The sequence below is a fragment of the Serratia sp. X10 genome (genome assembly GCF_017811775.1).
Classification (GTDB): domain Bacteria; phylum Pseudomonadota; class Gammaproteobacteria; order Enterobacterales; family Enterobacteriaceae; genus Serratia; species Serratia ureilytica.
Map to the genome: position 1 here is coordinate 536,652 of NZ_JAEIOH010000003.1, position 16,970 is coordinate 553,621.

15 protein-coding genes are annotated in these 16,970 nt (G+C 61.5%); 8 read left to right on the forward strand and 7 right to left on the reverse strand.

Annotation, left to right across the window (positions count from 1 at the left end):
- Positions 1-172: 172 nt before the first annotated feature.
- Together ybbP and ybbA are read right to left on the reverse strand one after the other, a co-directional pair.
- Positions 173-2,605 (reverse strand): putative ABC transporter permease subunit YbbP, encoded by a 2,433-nt coding sequence (gene ybbP / locus J9788_RS12970; protein WP_182265000.1) that lies wholly within the window; start codon positions 2,603-2,605, stop codon positions 173-175.
- The gene (ybbA, locus tag J9788_RS12975; protein WP_182265001.1) at positions 2,602-3,288 is read right to left on the reverse strand and encodes a putative ABC transporter ATP-binding protein YbbA; all 687 of its coding nucleotides are present in this window, start codon (positions 3,286-3,288) and stop codon (positions 2,602-2,604) included. Before ybbA ends, ybbP begins: the two co-directional genes overlap by 4 nt.
- Here ybbA and tesA point away from each other — a divergent pair.
- The 3 genes from tesA to J9788_RS12990 all read left to right on the forward strand — a co-directional run bounded on the left by tesA (position 3,259) and on the right by J9788_RS12990 (position 5,632).
- Entirely contained in the window at positions 3,259-3,897 is a 639-nt protein-coding gene (gene tesA, locus J9788_RS12980) for a multifunctional acyl-CoA thioesterase I/protease I/lysophospholipase L1 (protein WP_182265129.1), read from the forward strand. The genes ybbA and tesA overlap by 30 nt on opposite strands.
- A 26-nt stretch (positions 3,898-3,923) precedes the next feature.
- On the forward strand, positions 3,924-4,700 hold the full coding sequence (locus J9788_RS12985) for an SDR family oxidoreductase (protein ID WP_004940195.1): 777 nt from the start codon (positions 3,924-3,926) through the stop codon (positions 4,698-4,700).
- A 77-nt stretch (positions 4,701-4,777) separates the two neighbouring features.
- Positions 4,778-5,632, forward strand: a complete 855-nt coding sequence (locus J9788_RS12990; protein ID WP_182265002.1) for a co-chaperone YbbN — start codon at positions 4,778-4,780, stop codon at positions 5,630-5,632.
- Between the two features lie 112 nt (positions 5,633-5,744).
- Here J9788_RS12990 and cfa read toward each other — a convergent pair whose 3' ends face one another.
- Positions 5,745-6,896, reverse strand: a complete 1,152-nt coding sequence (gene cfa, locus J9788_RS12995) for a cyclopropane fatty acyl phospholipid synthase (RefSeq protein ID WP_033642134.1) — start codon at positions 6,894-6,896, stop codon at positions 5,745-5,747.
- A gap of 319 nt (positions 6,897-7,215) precedes the next feature.
- On the opposite strand from cfa, the gene J9788_RS13000 reads away from it, so the two are divergent.
- Both J9788_RS13000 and J9788_RS13005 read left to right on the forward strand, forming a co-directional pair.
- Positions 7,216-8,121 (forward strand): SPFH domain-containing protein, encoded by a 906-nt coding sequence (locus tag J9788_RS13000; protein ID WP_004940203.1) that lies wholly within the window; start codon positions 7,216-7,218, stop codon positions 8,119-8,121.
- 2 nt (positions 8,122-8,123) lie between these two features.
- Complete coding sequence (locus J9788_RS13005) at positions 8,124-8,594, forward strand: NfeD family protein (protein WP_182265003.1); 471 nt, start codon at positions 8,124-8,126, stop codon at positions 8,592-8,594.
- A 58-nt stretch (positions 8,595-8,652) separates the two neighbouring features.
- On the opposite strand, the gene J9788_RS13010 is transcribed toward J9788_RS13005, so the two are convergent.
- The 3 genes from J9788_RS13010 to cueR form a co-directional block, all read right to left on the reverse strand.
- The gene (locus tag J9788_RS13010; RefSeq protein WP_182265004.1) at positions 8,653-9,858 is read right to left on the reverse strand and encodes a hypothetical protein; all 1,206 of its coding nucleotides are present in this window, start codon (positions 9,856-9,858) and stop codon (positions 8,653-8,655) included.
- Positions 9,859-9,911: 53 nt separating this feature from the next.
- Positions 9,912-10,406, reverse strand: a complete 495-nt coding sequence (locus J9788_RS13015) for a hypothetical protein (protein ID WP_182265005.1) — start codon at positions 10,404-10,406, stop codon at positions 9,912-9,914.
- 118 nt (positions 10,407-10,524) lie between these two features.
- Entirely contained in the window at positions 10,525-10,938 is a 414-nt protein-coding gene (gene cueR, locus J9788_RS13020) for a Cu(I)-responsive transcriptional regulator (RefSeq protein WP_046897486.1), read from the reverse strand.
- A 107-nt stretch (positions 10,939-11,045) separates the two neighbouring features.
- Between cueR and copA the strand changes: the two genes are divergently transcribed.
- The 3 genes from copA to ybaK all read left to right on the forward strand — a co-directional run bounded on the left by copA (position 11,046) and on the right by ybaK (position 15,406).
- Positions 11,046-13,757, forward strand: a complete 2,712-nt coding sequence (gene copA / locus J9788_RS13025) for a copper-exporting P-type ATPase CopA (RefSeq protein ID WP_182265006.1) — start codon at positions 11,046-11,048, stop codon at positions 13,755-13,757.
- A gap of 134 nt (positions 13,758-13,891) precedes the next feature.
- Entirely contained in the window at positions 13,892-14,698 is an 807-nt protein-coding gene (locus J9788_RS13030; protein ID WP_025301805.1) for a TraB/GumN family protein, read from the forward strand.
- Positions 14,699-14,926: 228 nt separating this feature from the next.
- Positions 14,927-15,406: a Cys-tRNA(Pro)/Cys-tRNA(Cys) deacylase YbaK gene (gene ybaK, locus J9788_RS13035; protein WP_046897488.1), complete on the forward strand. Its 480-nt coding sequence runs from the start codon at positions 14,927-14,929 to the stop codon at positions 15,404-15,406.
- 10 nt (positions 15,407-15,416) lie between these two features.
- Here ybaK and dacB read toward each other — a convergent pair whose 3' ends face one another.
- Complete coding sequence (gene dacB, locus J9788_RS13040) at positions 15,417-16,883, reverse strand: D-alanyl-D-alanine carboxypeptidase/D-alanyl-D-alanine-endopeptidase (RefSeq protein WP_182265007.1); 1,467 nt, start codon at positions 16,881-16,883, stop codon at positions 15,417-15,419.
- Positions 16,884-16,970 lie beyond the last annotated feature (87 nt).

Genomic DNA, 16,970 nt, shown 5'->3' on the forward strand with positions numbered 1-16,970 from the left:
CATACCAGTTAATAAAAAATTTGGAAGTGTGCGCCGGCTATCATAATGATAGGTTAAATTTAACTCAAAATTTCCGTTCAATAATCACAAATAAATAATGCCCATTACCGACGAAAAAATAGTGGGTTCAACATCCTGAACCCACTATTTCTATCCCTTCACAACCTGACTATCACCCCTCGTAACTGCGGAATAGCGCCCGGCCGCGCAGCAAGCGCACGCCCAGCCAGCCGCCGCACAGCGACAGCAGCAGCGCGCTGGCCAGCGGCAGCGCCCACCACAGCACCGGCGTCGGCGTCCACGGGAAGTCGAACACCCGGCTTTGCAGCAGCCACAGCGCCGCTTCGGCCCCCACCGCCGCCGCGATGCCCGCCACCAGCCCCAGCAGGGCAAACTCGCACCACAGCGTGCGGCGCAGCAGCCGTTTACCGGCGCCCAGCGTGCGATAGACCACCAGCTCCTGCCGCCGCTGACGCATGCCGACCTGCACCTGCGCCAGCAGCAGCAGGCCGCCGCACAGCACCACCAGCACCACCATCACCTCCAGCGCGCGGCTGACCTGTTGCAGCACGCCGCCGACCTGTATCAGGATCGCGCCGATGTCCAGCAGGCTGAGCGTTGGGAACTGGCGGTTGAGCTGGGTCAGCATCCGGCCGTCGCCGTCGTAGCGGAAGCTGGTGAGCCAGGTCTGCGGCTGGCCGTCCAGCGCGCCCGGCGGGAAGATAAAGTAAAAGTTCGGCTTCAGGCTTTCCCAATCCACCTGGCGCAGGCTGGTGACTTTGGCGCTGAACGCCTGGGTATCGCCGCTGAAGGTCAGCGTGTCGCCCAGCTTGATCTTCAGCCGCCCGGCGATGCCTTCATCCATCGAGACTTCGCCGCTTTTCGGCGGCCAATTGCCCGCCACCAGCGGATTGTGATCCGGCAGTTCGGCCAGCCAGGTCAGGTTCAGCTCACGGTTCACCGCCTCGCCGCCCGGATCGTCTTCATGCACCCGTTCGGTCGCCACCTGCTGGTTTATCTCGGTCAGGCGCACCCGGACGATCGGGTAATAGGTTTCCGGTTTGATCTGGTGCTGCTGCAGGAAGGTTTTCACCTGCGGCACCTGCGCCTCGGTCATGTTGAGCAGGAAATAGTTCGGGCTGTCCGGCGGCAGCTGTTGCTGCCAGCGTTCGAGCAGATCGCCGCGCAGCACCAACAGCAGCGCCAGCAGCATGAACGACAGCGAGAACGCCGCCAACTGGCTGATGGTCACCCACGGCTGATGCAGCAGGCGGTTGACCGCCAGCCGCAGCGCCAGGCTCTTGAGCGTGATGCGGCGTAGCAGCAGCAGGCTGCCCCACCCTATACCGCCCAGCAGCAGCGCCAGCACCGCCATGCCCGCCAGGATCGCCCACAGCAACGTGCTGGCTCCCATCAGCAACACCAACAGCGCGACCACGATCGCCGCCGTCACCGGCAGGAAGTAGCGCAGCGGCCAGACGTTGGCCGCCACATCGCGACGCAGCACCCGCAGCGGCTGGGTGGCCAGCAACTGGCGATACGGCCGCAACCCGACCAGCAGCGAAATCAGTACCAGCGCGCCGAGCGCCCACAGCCACGGCCAGACGCCGGCGGCGGGCAACGCGGCCGGCAACACCGGCTTCAGCAGGCGAATCAACAGCGCCTCGAACGCCAGCCCGATCGCCCCGCCGCACACCGCCGCCAGCGCCATCACCGCCAGCCACTGGCCGACGATCAATTTGCGCAGCGCGCCGCGCCCGGCGCCAAGGGTTTTCAGCACCGCGATCAGATCGTAGCGGCTGCGGCAATAGTGGCTCATCGCCACCGCCACGGCGGCGATCGACAACAGCAGCGTCAGCAGGGCCGACAACAGCAGGAACTGTTGGGAGCGCTGCAGCGACTTGCCCAGCGCGCTACCGGACTCCTGCAGCCCGAACCAGCGCTGATCCGGCGTCAACTGCGGCGTCAGCCGTTCTTCGTAACGCTGAATATCCGGCTCGGCGCCGGCGAACATGTAGCGGTAGGTCAGGCGGCTGCCCGGCTGCACTGCGCCGGTCTTATCGACGTCCGCCAGGTTGATCATGATGCGCGGCGCGGTCTGGAACGGATTGAAACCGGCGTCCGGCTCCTGAATAATTTCACCGGCGATGCGCAGCGTGGTATCGCCCACCTCCAGCGAATCCCCCACTTTCACGTTCAGCAGCGCCAGCAAACGCGGCGCCACCAGCACGCTGCCCGGTTCAGGCTGGATGTTGGCCGGGCGCGTTTCCAGCTTGCCGTACAGCGGATAGGCCAAATCGGTGGCTTTCACGTCCGCCAGCTGCGGCCGATCGCCGGCATAGGTCATGGTGGTGAACGACAGCTGACGGCTCACCTTCAGCCCCTGTTGCTGCGCGTCCAGCAGCCAGCCTTCCGGCACCGGATGCGCGCTGCGCAGCACCCGATCGCCGGCGATAAAATCGCGGCTCTGCTGGCTGAGCCCTTTGTCCATGCGATCGCTGATGCTGCCCAGTGCCAGCACGCAGGCGACGGAGAGCGTCAGCGCCAGCCACACGATCAGCAGCGACGGCGAGCGCCATTCGCGCCAGAACCAGCGCCAGATCATGCTTCCTCCCACAGCTTGCCTTCGCGCAGCCGCAGCCGCCGCTGGCAGCGCGCCGCCAGGGTTTCGTCATGGGTCACCAGGATCAGGGTGGTGTCAAAATCGCGGTTGAGGGAAAACAGCAGGTCGGCGATGCGATCGCCGGTCTGACGATCGAGGTTGCCGGTCGGTTCATCGGCGAACAGCACCCGCGGTCGGCCGCTGAAGGCGCGCGCCAGCGCCACGCGCTGCTGCTCGCCGCCGGACAGCTGCGCCGGCAGGTGATCGAGCCGTTTCCCCAGCCCCAACTGCTCGAGCAGCTGCACCGCCTGCTCGCGGCTCTGTCTGTCGCTCTCGCCGCGCAACAGCGCCGGCAGTTGCACGTTCTCCAGCGCGTTCAGCGTCGGCACCAGCATGAACGACTGAAACACGAAGCCGACGTCCCTGGCACGCAGCGCGGCGCGCCCCTCTTCGTCCAGCGCGGTCAGCGACTCGCCGAGCAAACTCACCTCGCCTTCGCTGCCGTCATCCAGCCCGGCCAAAATGCCCAGCAAGGTCGATTTCCCCGATCCGGATTCGCCGATCAGGGCGATCGTCTGCGCGGGTTTGACAAGCAGCTCGACTCCGGTAAGGATGGTGAGCTGATGCTCACCCTGACCAACGTGTTTACTAAGATGATGAACTTCAAGAACGTTTTCCGCTGGCATCTTCCCTTCCTTTTGCTGTTGGGATTATTCAGTTTACGCGCTGCCGCCGCCGATACCTTGTTGATTTTAGGCGACAGTTTAAGCGCCGGTTACCGCCTGCCGATCGAGCGGGCGTGGCCGACGCTGTTGGCCGAACAGTGGCAGAAAAAACCGGGCGCGCCGCAGCTGGTTAACGCCAGCATCAGCGGCGACACCGCCGCGCAGGGGCTGGCGCGTCTGCCCGCGCTGCTGAAACACCATCAGCCGCGCTGGGTGCTGATCGAGCTGGGCGCCAACGACGGCCTGCGCGGCTTCCCGGCGCAGGACGTACAGCGCGATCTCGGCCAAATCATCACGTTGGTGCAGCAGGCCGGCGCGCAGCCGCTGCTGATGCAGATCCTCATCCCGCCGAACTACGGCCGCCGCTATACTGAAGCGTTCGGCGCCGTCTACCCGGCGCTGGCCAAGCAGTTCAACATTCCGCTGCTGCCGTTCTATATGGAACAGGTGGTGGTGAAGCCGGAATGGATGCAGGATGACGGATTGCACCCCAATGGGGACGCCCAGCCGTTTATCGCCACCTGGATGGCGGAGCGCCTGGAGCCTCTAGTAAAGCATGAGTCTCACTAAATTAGGGTCGTACACTAGGTAAAGTTATGCAAAAAGCGGTATTGATAACCGGCTGTTCCAGCGGGATTGGCTTGATTGCGGCGCAGGATCTGCGCAACCGCGGCTACCGGGTGCTGGCCGCCTGCCGCAAGCCGCAGGACGTGGAAAACATGCGCCAGCTCGGGCTGGAAGGCATCGAGCTGGATCTGGACGACAGCGCCAGCGTCGAGCGCGCCGCCGCCGAGGTGATCGCGCTGACCGACGGCCGCCTGTACGGCCTGTTCAATAACGGCGGTTTCGGCGTTTACGGCCCGCTCAGCCGCATTTCGCGCAGCCAGCTGGAACGGCAGTTCGCCACCAACCTGTTCGGCACCCACCAACTGACCCAGCTGCTGTTGCCGGCGATGTTGCCGCACGGCGAAGGGCGGATCATTCAGACCAGTTCGGTGATGGGCCTGGTCTCCAGCGCCGGGCGCGGCGCCTACGCCGCCAGCAAGTTCGCGCTGGAAGCCTGGTCGGACGCACTGCGCATGGAGCTGCACGGCAGCGGCATTCAGGTCAGCCTGATCGAACCAGGGCCGATCTCTACCCACTTTAGCCAGAACGTCAATCAGGCGCAGAGCGACAAACCGGTGCACAATCCCGGCATCGCCAAGCGCCTGACGCTGCCGCCGGAGGCCATTCTGCCCAAACTGCGCCACGCGCTGGAAAGCCCGCGCGCCAAACTGCGCTATCCGGTCACCCTGCTGGCGCACGCGATGAGCGTGCTGCGCCGCATTTTGCCGGGCCGCTGTCTGGATTGGCTGCTGCGCAGCAACGCTTAATTCGCCCGACGGGGTTGAAGAATGGCGGCGCGCCCCCATCTACACCCCATGGCTCCGCACGATCAGAGAGAAAAAAGATGCTAGCTCAAGCTGTTGTTGATATTAACGAAACTAACCTGCACCAGACGCTGGAACAATCGATGTCCACACCGGTGCTGTTCTACTTCTGGTCCGAGCGCAGCCAACACTGCCTGCAGCTCACGCCGGTGCTGGACAAGCTGGCGGCGGAATACGCCGGTCAGTTCATTCTGGCCAAGGTGGACTGCGACGCCGAACAGATGATCGCCTCACAATTCGGGCTGCGTTCCATTCCGACGGTCTACCTGTTCAAAGACGGTCAGCCGGTCGACGGCTTCCAGGGCCCGCAGCCGGAAGAAGCGATCCGCGACTTGCTGCAGCGTTTCCTGCCGAAGGAAGAAGATTTGAAACTGGCGCAGGCGCAGGAGCTGCTGGCCGCCGGCAACGCCGCCGAAGCGCTGCCGCTGCTGAAAGACGCCTGGCAGAGCAGCCAACAGCGCAGCGACATCGGCCTGACGCTGGCCGAAACTCAGATCGCGCTCAACCGCAGCGAAGACGCCGAAGCGGTGCTGGCGACCATCCCGCTGCAGGATCGCGATACCCGCTATCAGGGCCTGGTGGCGCAGATTGAACTGTTGAAGCAGGCGGCGGACACGCCGGAAATCCAACAGCTGCAACAGCAGGTGCAGCAGCAGCCGGACAACGTCGAACTGGCGGTGCAGCTGGCGCTGCAACTGCATCAGGTCGGGCGTAACGAAGAAGCGCTGGAACTGCTGATGGGGCATCTGAAGAAAGATCTGGCCGCCGCCAACGGCAGCGCGCGCAAAACCCTGATGGACATTCTGGCCGCGCTCGGCACCGGCGACGCGCTGGCCGCTAAATATCGCCGCCAGCTGTACTCCCTGCTGTACTGATATCCGTCATACTTGAAGCTGCATCCAGGCGGCAAATGTGAGAAGCCCTGGGAGCTTAGATAACTAAGTGACCAGGGCTCGAACGTGCAGCCAGCTTGAAATATGACGGGGATTAGCGATAGACCCGCACCCCGCCCTCCACGCCCGCCGGGCTGAACAACACCTGCCACAGCTGAATGTTGCGCGATCGGAACGCGCCGGCGCAGGCGTTCAGGTAATAGGTGAACATGCGTTCGAAGCGCTCGGAATAACCGCCCATCAGATCCGGCCATGCCCGTTTGAAATTCTCCAGCCAGGCCATCAGCGTGCGATCGTAATCGGCGCCAAAGTTGTGCCAATCCTCCATCACGAAACGCCCTTCGCTGGCCTCGGCGATATGCCGCACCGAAGGCAGGCAGCCGTTGGGGAAGATGTATTTGTCTATCCAGGCGTCGACGTTGAGATCGGTCTGATTGGAACCGATGGTGTGCAGCAGGAACAGACCGTCGGGCTTCAGGTTGCGCGCCGCGACGCTGAAGTAGGTCTCGTAGTTTTTCGGCCCGACGTGCTCGAACATGCCGACCGACACGATGCGATCAAACTGACGATCCAGATCGCGGTAATCCTGCAGCAAGATCTCGACGTCCAGCCCGGCGCAGCGTTCCTGCGCCAGCTTCTGCTGCTCGGCCGAAATGGTCACGCCGTGCACCGAGACGCCGTAGTTTTGCGCCGCAAACTGCGCCAATCCGCCCCAGCCGCAGCCGATATCCAGCAGCGTCATGCCCGGTTTCAACTGCAGTTTTTCGCAGATCATCCTGAGCTTGGCCTGCTGCGCCTGCTCCAGCGTCTGCGCCTCTTTCCAGTAGCCGCAGGAGTATTGCATATAAGGATCGAGCATCGCCCGGAACAGGTCGTTGCCGATGTCGTAGTGTTCTTTGCCCACCTGCCAGGCACGCTTGCGCGATTGGCGATTGAACAGCCGGGCATAGGCGATGCGCGCGATGTCGCTCAGGCTTTTCGGCAGCCGTTCATCGACGCCGGCCTGCAGAATGCGGGTGAACAGCATGTCCAGCCGTTCGCACTCCCACCAGCCGTCCATATAGCTTTCGCCGAAGCCAAGCGAGCCTTCCTGCAAAATGCGTTTGAACAGCGCCGGGTTGTGCACCCGAATATCCCAGGCGCGCGGGCCATTGATGGCGACGCCGGCTTCCGCCAGCATCTCCTCTACAATGCGATACCAGCGATCGTTCTTCTGGGCGAGTTCATCAACACTGAGCGAATCCATAACAATCCTTGGCCGAAATGTCATTTCAAAAAGCATAGTCGCAAATAAAAATGACAAATTTTTGACGGTAAATACGGGGGTGTTTTTACTCTAGCCAAGGCGAGCAACATCATGAAATGAATAAAAATTATTGAAATCATGCCGTTTTGGCATACTTATTTTTCAGCTGTGCCACACTTGTCGTGACAACACTCTGTTCCAGACGCGGGATCCGCTGATCGCGGGTTTGGTCGGCGCCCTGGATTAAGTCGCGGTATCAGTAGGCATTTTTCCGGCGCTGACGTAATATCTGTTTACATATGTCTGACAGGAGGTTTGCATGCTTACTTTTATTCCCATCGTGATCGTCGTCGCGCTGATTGTGGTGTTCGCCGGCGTCAAAATTGTGCCGCAGGGGTTCCAATGGACGGTAGAACGCTTCGGCCGCTACACCAAAACGCTGATGCCGGGCCTGAACCTGGTGGTGCCGTTCATGGACCGCATCGGCCGCAAAATCAACATGATGGAGCAGGTGCTGGACATCCCTTCCCAAGAGGTGATTTCCCGCGATAACGCCAACGTCGCCATCGACGCGGTGTGCTTTATCCAGGTGGTCGATCCGGCGCGCGCCGCCTACGAGGTCAGCAACCTCGAACAGGCGATCGTCAACCTGACCATGACCAACTTCCGCACCGTGCTCGGCTCAATGGAGCTCGACGAAATGCTGTCGCAGCGTGACAGCATCAACAGCCGCCTGCTGCACATCGTCGATGAAGCGACCAATCCTTGGGGGGTGAAAATCACCCGTATCGAGATCCGCGACGTGCGGCCGCCGGCGGAACTGATCGCCTCGATGAACGCCCAGATGAAGGCCGAGCGCACCAAGCGCGCCGACATCCTGGAGGCGGAGGGGGTGCGTCAGGCGGCCATTCTGCGCGCCGAAGGGGAGAAGCAATCGCAGATCCTGAAGGCCGAGGGCGAACGTCAGTCGGCGTTCCTGCAGGCGGAAGCGCGTGAACGCGCCGCCGAGGCCGAGGCGCGCGCCACCCAGCTGGTGTCCGACGCCATCGCCAGCGGCAACATTCAGGCGGTGAACTACTTCGTGGCGCAGAAATACACCGACGCGCTGCAGAAGATCGGTTCCTCCAACAACAGCAAGGTGGTGATGATGCCGCTGGACGCCAGCAGCCTGCTCGGCTCGATCGGCGGCATTACCGAACTGCTGAAAGAAAGCAAAGGCAAATAATCATGTTCGAACTGATCGCGGCGAATCCGCTGTGGTTCTGGCTCTCTCTCGGGGGCGTGCTGCTGGCGGCGGAAATGCTCGGCGCCGGCGGCTACCTGCTGTGGAGCGGCGTGGCGGCGCTGTTGGTCGGCGCCTTGATCTGGCTGCTGCCACCGCTTTCCTGGGAATGGCAAGGCGTGATCTTCGCCGTCCTGACCGTCGTCGTCGCCTATCTGTGGTGGTACTGGCTGCGTCGCCGCCCGGCGGCCGCATCCGGCGGTTCGCCGGTGCTCAACCAGCGCAACCGTCAGCTGATCGGCACCCGCGCCACGCTGACGGAGCCGATGCACAACGGCATGGGGCGCATCAATATCGGCGACAGCAGCTGGCGCGCGCAGGCGGCGGAAGATCTGCCCGCCGGCACCGAAGTGGAAGTGGTGGCGGTGGAAGGCGTGACGCTGGTGATCCGCGCCCTGCCTTCTTCATCGCGTTAACAAGTGAGCCGGGCTAGCCCACACCCGGCTCACTCATCCTGCCAGCAGAGCTGGTATTTTACGCCTTATAATCCACCCACATGCCGTTTCGAACCGTGTAAATCTTGTTCGAAAGCGGGTTGATGGTGAATAATCCGTGGCCCGCGGCAAATGTTGGAGGTATCCAATTATCCACCGTCACATTCACCCTAGGCGACGGAAAGATTATCCATCTACCCGTAACTCCATCGGCAAAGGTCATTCGGTTAAAGTTGCCCCCTTGAACATCCAACAAAACGCCTTTCCCGGTAACCATCAGCGTTGCTAAAGAAACATCAACCAGAACCAACCGCAGCGCATCGACCGTTGTTACATTGCCAACGACTTTCGTATTTTGCAGACTCCCGCCGCCGGTAAAGCTCTTTTGCAGGTCGCAATTAGTGAGTCTGGGCATCGACGTAGAAATCACATCGCCACCGATGTAACTATTTAAAATCTTGGCGGCAGAAGAGAGCTGTAGGTTACCCGCAATATTGCCTCTGGATACGGATGAGTTATCGTCACGAATATCTACTCCACCTACCGTTCTAACAGAGTCTAAATTGACGCGGGCATTAGCCATAACTACAATGTCTTTGGCAAAGACTGTCCCTATAGCCCCCCCATTCGGAGCGGGATCACCAGGTATAATTGAAACATTCGCCGTTGACGAAAGATTCCCGACAGCAGTTGCCGTTGCACCGAAAGTATGAACATGCTCAACCGTACTATTTGTAGAGGCATAGATATTAATCACGCCGGCACCGCCACCTACGGAAGAAAAGTAGCTATTCATATAGCCATATCCATTTCTTTTTTCGGCAGAGTTGGGGGTTTCAACAGTTGCCTTAGTGACTAACGTGCCTTCTTCATGAACTTTTGCCAGCCAATTTTTTGAACCTGATACTCGCCAAGCTTTCTCTCTACAGTCATGAGCCATTAAAGAGTGGATCGTATTGGCGTTAGATTCATCAAACGCCGATCCGGTTGCAGCGGGATAACTGGTAAAGTCGATACCGAACATCATCTCATTGCCACAGAACAGCGCCCTGACGTCATTAAATACGTTATCAAACGTAGAAGCAAAATAGACGCCTGCACCATTCATGTGCATTGAAGAGAGAAATTGAACTCTGGAACCTGAAAGCGTATGCAGTTGGCCATTAATCGCTTTACCCGTGTAGCCATCCATATTGTAAATAGTGATGGTATCCAGATCCTGATTACCTTGGGTTGTTCCATACACTAAACCTTTTCCGTCATACTGCCCATTCTGGTTAATGACGACCCAGGGAAGTCTCAACCCAAGATCAGTCTTTGGAATAAAGAAGACGACTTAATAAATAAGTGGAGAGCACCGGATAGAGAAGTCAACCCGGTGATATTGATAGAGGATGAAATAAATAACCCTACTTGTGCATAAGATCCAGCTTTAGGAAACTCGCTCACCAAAGCGCATTTTTTTTCAATCGCTTTGTTTATAGCCGCCTGTAAGCTTCCGGTGACATCAACATAACTTGATGTCGTCCTATTCGTAGTTTCTATCCCATAATCATAAAGATTAACCGAGCCGGCGATCCTTTCCCAATAGAACCCGGTTGTTTGCGCGACGTGACCACCATCATCAACTTTCACACCAGCGACAGAAATAAAATCTCCGCCACCATATATCCCACCTTCCTTCCACGCGTTAAGTCTAACCCTCACGCCAGTCTGCGCAGGTACATAGGCTCTTAGAGCTTCAAAACTAGGGATAACGGTAAGCGCGGCAACGCTGTCAGAACTGCTCGTCATAGAACCACCTCTTTGAAGTCTGTGCGTCTCAATCGACACAAAGACTTTAAAGTTCGGCCCTTCATTGCACCAAAACAACGGGTTGTGCCACACGCAGGTGGACAACTCGCTGTCCGAATTATTTGGCCGCAGTCACCTGATGACAACACCCCGCCAGGTTATTGATGATGGGGCACTCCGCCCCCTCGTCGCCCGGGCATTGTTCCGCCAGCGTGAGCAGACGCTGGCGCATGTTCCCCAGCTCGCTGATGTGCTTTTCGATCTCCGCCACCTTCTGCAGCGTGCGCGCCTTCACGTCGGCGCTGTGGCGGGCCGGATCGTTGAACAACGCTACCAGCTCGCGGCACTCGTCCAGGTTGAAGCCCACCTGCCGCGCCTGACGCAGCAGCGTCAGCTCTTCGACATGCTTGGCGGAATAGTGGCGGTAACCGTTGTCGCTGCGAATCGGGGCGGTAATCAACGCTTTCTCTTCGTAAAAACGAATCGTCTTGCTGGTTAAACCGGTTTTTTTCGCGACGTCGCTAATATTCATTTTCCCTCCTTGACCTTACCCTTGCTGGAAGGTTTAAGCTCCATTCTTAGTGAAAACAGGTCAGGCGGTCAACCTTTAAACACCGCCTCTACGCAAGGAGTTCAATCATGTCACACACCACTATGCTGGCATTGCAGGGATTGTCCTGCATGAACTGCGCGCAGCGGGTGAAAAAAGCCCTGGAAAGCCGCAGCGATGTCGAACAGGCGGAGGTTAACGTCCATTACGCCAAAGTGACCGGCGAAGCGTCGGACAGCGCATTGATCGACAGCGTGATCGCCGCCGGCTATCAGGCAGAAGTCGCGCCGCGCGCCGACACCGAACTGCAGTTGAGCGGCCTGAGCTGCATGCACTGCGTCGGCAGCACCCGCAAGGCGCTGGAAGCGGTGCCGGGCGTGTTCGCCGCCGAGGTCGAGATAGACAACGCGAAAGTGTACGGCGATGCCGATCCGCAGGCGCTGATCGCCGCGGTGGAACATGCCGGTTATCACGCCAGCGTGGCGGGCGCCGTCGTCCCAAAAACTGAGCCGTTGACTGACGCAACACCTTCGTTGCCGGACGTTCAGCCAGCGGCGCAACCTTCTCTTCCGGCAACCGACAGCGCGGGCGACAGCGTACAGCTGCTGCTCAGCGGCATGACCTGCGCCAGCTGCGTCAATAAGGTGCAGCAGGCGCTGCAAAGCGTTCCCGGCGTGGAGCATGCGCGCGTCAATTTGGCGGAGCGCAGCGCGCTGGTGACCGGCGCCGCCGATGCGCAGGCGCTGGTGGCGGCGGTGGAAAAAGCCGGCTACGGCGCCGAGATGATTCAGGACGAAACCGAACGCCGCGAACGTCAGCAACAGACCACACGCGCCAACATGAAGCGCTTTAGCTGGCAGGCGGCGCTGGGGCTGGCGTTGGGTATTCCGCTGATGGCCTGGGGGCTGTTCGGCGGCAGCATGATGCTGACGCCGGAAACCCAGCGCCCCTGGCTGCTGGTCGGCGTCATCACCCTGGCGGTGATGGTGTTCGCCGGTGGGCACTTCTACCGCAATGCCTGGCGCGCGTTGATGAACGGCAGCGCCACCATGGACACCCTGGTGGCGCTCGGCACCGGCGCCGCCTGGCTCTATTCGATCGCCGTCAACATTTGGCCCGATTTCTTCCCGATGGCGGCGCGCCACCTCTATTACGAGGCCAGCGCGATGATCATCGGTTTGATCAACCTCGGCCATGCGCTGGAACAGCGCGCCCGCCAGCGTTCTTCGCAGGCGCTGGAGCGGCTGCTCGATCTGACGCCGCCTACCGCGCGGCTGGTGACTGACGACGGCGAGCGCGATATTCCGCTGGCGGAGGTGCAGCTCGGCATGACGCTGCGGCTGACCACCGGCGATCGCGTGCCGGTCGACGGTGAAATCGTGCAGGGCGAAGTCTGGCTGGATGAAGCGATGCTGACCGGCGAAGCGGTGCCGCAGCAAAAAGGCCCTGGCGACACGGTGCATGCCGGGACGGTGGTCGACGACGGCAGCGTGCTGTTCCGCGCCGCCGCCATCGGCAGCCAAACCACGCTGGCGCGCATCATCAAACTGGTGCGTCAGGCGCAGAGCAGTAAACCGGCGATCGGCCAACTGGCCGACCGCGTCTCGGCGGTGTTTGTGCCGGCGGTGGTGGCTATCGCCCTGTTCAGCGCGGCGGTGTGGTACTTCTTTGGTCCGCAGCCGCAGTTGGTCTATACGCTGGTGATCGCCACCACGGTGCTGATCATCGCCTGCCCATGTGCGTTGGGATTGGCGACGCCGATGTCGATCATCTCCGGCGTGGGCCGCGCGGCGGAATTCGGCGTGCTGGTGCGCGACGCCGACGCCCTGCAGCAGGCCAGCCAGTTGGATACCCTGGTGTTCGATAAAACCGGCACCCTGACGGAAGGGAAACCGCAGGTGGTGGAGATCCTGACCTTCAATCAGGTCAGCGAACAGCAGGCGCTCGGCTGGGCCGCAGCGCTGGAACAAGGCTCCAATCACCCGCTGGCGCGCGCCATCATGGAACGCGCCGCCGGGCAAACGCTGCCGCAGGTGGCGCAGTTCCGCACCCTGCGCGGCGCCGGCGTCAGCGGGGAGATCGACGGCGTGCAGGTGCTGCTGGGCAACGCCGCGCTGCTGAAACAGCATCAGGTCGCGGCCGACGAACTGGAGGCGCCGATGCGCGCCCAGGCCGAACGCGGCGTGACGCCGGTGCTGCTGGCCGTTGACGGTAAACCGGCCGCGCTGTTCGCCATTCGCGATCCGCTGCGCGAGGACAGCATCGCGGCGCTGCAGCGCCTGCACCAGCAGGGATATCAGCTGGTGATGCTGACCGGCGACAACCCGGTGACCGCCAACGCCATCGCCAAAGAGGCCGGTATCGATCGGGTGATTGCCGGCGTGCTGCCGGACGGCAAAGCGGCGGCGATCAAACAGCTGCAGGCGCAGGGGCAACGCGTGGCGATGGTTGGCGACGGCATCAACGACGCCCCGGCGCTGGCGCAGGCCGACGTGGGCATCGCGATGGGCGGCGGCAGCGACATCGCCATCGAGACCGCCGCCATCACCCTGATGCGTCATAGCCTGCACGGGGTGGCGGATGCGGTCGAGCTGTCGAAGGCCACGCTGCGCAACATGAAGCAGAACCTGTTCGGCGCCTTTATCTACAATACGCTGGGCATTCCGATCGCCGCCGGCGTGCTCTACCCGCTGACCGGCACGCTGCTCAGCCCGGTGGTGGCGGGCGCGGCGATGGCGCTGTCGTCGATTACCGTAGTCAGCAACGCCAACCGGCTGCTGCGTTTTAAACCCAGGAAGTGAGCTTCGGGGCGCCCGTCAAGGCGCCCCGCTGTTTTCCGGGCTTCCCTGCGCGGCGGATAGCGTTTAGCATGAATGACGATTTTCCCTCGCCTTGCACGCGAAAACGCGCACCCGTTATTCAGGAGCCACGCCGTATGGGTCAACTGCTACGCCGCCTCGCCGCCTTTCTCGGCCTGATCTCGCCCAAAAGTTACGCTTATCCGGCGCTGGACATCACTCTGCCGGGCGAGCGTCGGCTCCATCTGGTGGGCAGCATCCATATGGGCACCGTCGATATGTCGCCGCTGCCGCCCCGGCTGGCCGCCCGGCTGCAACAGGCCGACGCGCTGATCGTCGAAGCCGATATCACCGGCGCCGCCTCCCCTTTCGACCACGCAGAGCAACAGCCGGAGCTGGAACAGCGCCTGTCCGCCGAAGAATATCAACAGCTGCTGGCGCTGTGCCACGAACTGGGCGCCGATCCGCACGCCTTCGCCACTCTGCCCGGCTGGCAGGTGGCGCTGATGATGCAGGCGCGGCAGGCTCAGCGTCTGGGGCTGCGCGCAGAGTACGGCGTAGATTATCAGCTGCTGCAGGCCGCCAGAGCGCAGGACAAACCGGTGATCGAACTCGAGGGGGCGCAGCAGCAATTGGCGATGCTGGAACAGCTGCCGGAAGGCGGCATCGCGCTGCTGCGCGATACGCTGGAGCACTGGCATACCAACGCGCGGCTGCTGCAAACCATGGTGAGCTGGTGGTTGGACGCCAAACCGCGCGGCACGCTGGACACGCTGCCGGCCACCTTCAGCGCCGGGCTTTACGACGTGCTGATGCATCAGCGCAATCGCGACTGGCGGCGCCAGCTAGAGGCGCTGCCGGCCGGAGACTATGTGGTGGCGGTTGGCGCATTGCACCTGTATGGCGAGGATAACCTGCCGGCGATGCTGCAGCCGCAGGGGTAAAAAAGTGGCCAATATCGCTATTGGCCAGTCAAAGAGGAATTTCTTGTATTCTAGTTATACGCATAGCAACCGTGTTAACGGTTACAGTAAACAGGGTAGCAACCCGGTGAATATCTTGGCAACCCGCTTTATGTAACAGCCGCTCAGGTTGCCGGGCAGGTTGGATTTTTGTATTTTTAAGGCTGGTTATCACCCTTTCCCCGCCGGGGACATTTTGGACAACACATCATGACGCCCGCAGTCGTTCTGCTTGAGAAACAAAAGGTCGCCTTCACCCTCCATCCTTATCACCACGACAGCGACGAAACCAACTTCGGCGACGAGGCGGTGAGAAAGCTGGGGCTGGATGCCGATCGGGTTTACAAAACCTTGCTGGTGGCGCTGAACGGCGACGCCAAACACCTGGCGGTGGCAGTCACCCCGGTCGCGACCCAGTTGGACCTGAAGAAGGTCGCCCGCGCGCTCGGCGCCAAAAAGGCCGAGATGGCCGATCCGCAGTTGGCGCAGCGCGTCACCGGTTATCTGGTGGGCGGCATCAGCCCGCTGGGGCAGAAAAAGCGGCTGCCGACGGTGATCGACAGCCCGGCGCAAGCGTTCGCCACCATCTACGTTTCCGGCGGCAAACGCGGGCTGGACATCGAGCTAGCCGCCGACGATCTGTGCCGCCTGCTGGCCGGCAGCTTCGCCGACATCGCCAAACGCGACTGACGCCGCGCGCTCAGCGGCACACCACCGTGGCGTCACAGGCCGCCAGCATCTCCACCAGGCGGTCCTCCAGCGCCTTCACCTGCGCGCCGGGCACCAGATAGTTATTGCTGATGATGGCGAATGCCAGCGGCCGCCCGGTCGCCGAATCGACATAGCCGCTGAGCGACGATACGCCGGTCATGGAACCGCTCTTGGCGTGGGCGCGCCCCGCCGCCGCGCTGTTCACCATGCGGCTTTGCAGCGTGCCGCCCACCAGCAACCCCGGCTCGCCCGCGACGGGCAAGGCCTGATACCAGTCGGCAAACCACGGCTGTTTTCTGGCCGCCAGCAGCAGAGTCGTCAACTGTTGCGGCGTGATCTGGTTCATGCGCGACAGCCCAGAACCGTCCACCTGGCGATACGCGTCGGCCGCGATGCCCTGGCTTTGCACAAATCCGTTTATCGCCTGAAGACCGGCGGCCCAATCCCCTTTGCCTTGCGTCTTGCGGCCCATCGCCTTGGTCAATATCTCGCCGTAGCCGTTATTGGACACTTTCAGGAAGGTGACAACCAGGCGGGAGAGCGGCGGCGAGGTTTTTTGCGCCAGCAGCTGTGCGCCGGCCGGCGTCACGCCCTCTTCAGCGTTGCCGCGCAGGGTGATGCCGTGCGCGCGCAGAGCATGTTGCAATAAAGCGCCGACGACGAGGGCCGGTTGATCGACAGTAATCAATCGCGAGCTGGCCTCCGCCTGCGCGGCGATGGTGCCGCTGACCACGATCCGGTTGCTGCCCGGCCGGCGCTCGTACGTCAGAGCGGTGTCACTGCCGGTGGTGGTGCGATTGACCAGCGTCACCGCGTCATTGGCGGGATAGAAGCTCGCCCGTCCCGGCGCGCCGGCGCGAGCGCCCGGCCGCACCTCCACCTGTACCACGTTGATATCGCCGCCGGGGGTAAAGGCATAGTTCAGCGCCGAAATCGGCGCGGCGAAGGCAAAGGGTTCATCATCCCAGCTCCAGCCGGCGCCGAATGGCGTTTGATCGAAGGCGCCGGCGTCCAGCAACAACCGCCCCTGGATATGGCGAATGCCGCGCTGCGCCAAGGTGGCGGCGAAGGTATCGAGATCGTCCGGGTGGAGCGTAGGGTCACCGCTGCCCTGCAGATAGAGATCCCCATGCAACGTATCGCCGCGCTGTTTGCCGCTGGCCAGCAGCCGGGTTTCAAAGCGGTAATCCGCCCCCAGCACGCCGAACGCCGCCAAAGAAGTGAAGATCTTCATATTGGAAGCCGGCGCCAGACGCTGATCCGCATGCGCCTGATACAGCACCTTGCCGTTGTCGGCATCGCGCACCATCACGCCGCTCGACGCCCCGACCAACGCCTTGTCTTGGCCGAGGGGCGCCAGCGCCTGAGCGAGGGTTTGTCCATGGCGTTCGCCGGATGACGAACACCCCACCAGCGCCACGATGGCGGGCAACAGCCAGCCTGCGGTTTTCAACATGTCATCTTCCCGTTTGCGTTATCAAAACCAAATTGTCGCTCAGGCTATCATTGGAAGGCGGCGGTGGCGAGAATGTCCGGCCCGCTT

Bases quoted from the DNA above. Each gene is read 5' to 3' on its own strand.
- ybbP (WP_182265000.1), bottom strand. From the start codon at position 2,605: ATGATCTGGCGCTGGTTCTGGCGCGAATGGCGCTCGCCGTCGCTGCTG.
- tesA (WP_182265129.1), top strand. From the start codon at position 3,259: ATGAACTTCAAGAACGTTTTCCGCTGGCATCTTCCCTTCCTTTTGCTG.
- ybbA (WP_182265001.1), bottom strand. From the start codon at position 3,288: ATGCCAGCGGAAAACGTTCTTGAAGTTCATCATCTTAGTAAACACGTT.
- J9788_RS12985 (WP_004940195.1), top strand. From the start codon at position 3,924: ATGCAAAAAGCGGTATTGATAACCGGCTGTTCCAGCGGGATTGGCTTG.
- J9788_RS12990 (WP_182265002.1), top strand. From the start codon at position 4,778: ATGCTAGCTCAAGCTGTTGTTGATATTAACGAAACTAACCTGCACCAG.
- cfa (WP_033642134.1), bottom strand. From the start codon at position 6,896: ATGGATTCGCTCAGTGTTGATGAACTCGCCCAGAAGAACGATCGCTGG.
- J9788_RS13000 (WP_004940203.1), top strand. From the start codon at position 7,216: ATGCTTACTTTTATTCCCATCGTGATCGTCGTCGCGCTGATTGTGGTG.
- J9788_RS13005 (WP_182265003.1), top strand. From the start codon at position 8,124: ATGTTCGAACTGATCGCGGCGAATCCGCTGTGGTTCTGGCTCTCTCTC.
- J9788_RS13015 (WP_182265005.1), bottom strand. From the start codon at position 10,406: ATGACGAGCAGTTCTGACAGCGTTGCCGCGCTTACCGTTATCCCTAGT.
- cueR (WP_046897486.1), bottom strand. From the start codon at position 10,938: ATGAATATTAGCGACGTCGCGAAAAAAACCGGTTTAACCAGCAAGACG.
- copA (WP_182265006.1), top strand. From the start codon at position 11,046: ATGTCACACACCACTATGCTGGCATTGCAGGGATTGTCCTGCATGAAC.
- J9788_RS13030 (WP_025301805.1), top strand. From the start codon at position 13,892: ATGGGTCAACTGCTACGCCGCCTCGCCGCCTTTCTCGGCCTGATCTCG.
- ybaK (WP_046897488.1), top strand. From the start codon at position 14,927: ATGACGCCCGCAGTCGTTCTGCTTGAGAAACAAAAGGTCGCCTTCACC.
- dacB (WP_182265007.1), bottom strand. From the start codon at position 16,883: ATGTTGAAAACCGCAGGCTGGCTGTTGCCCGCCATCGTGGCGCTGGTG.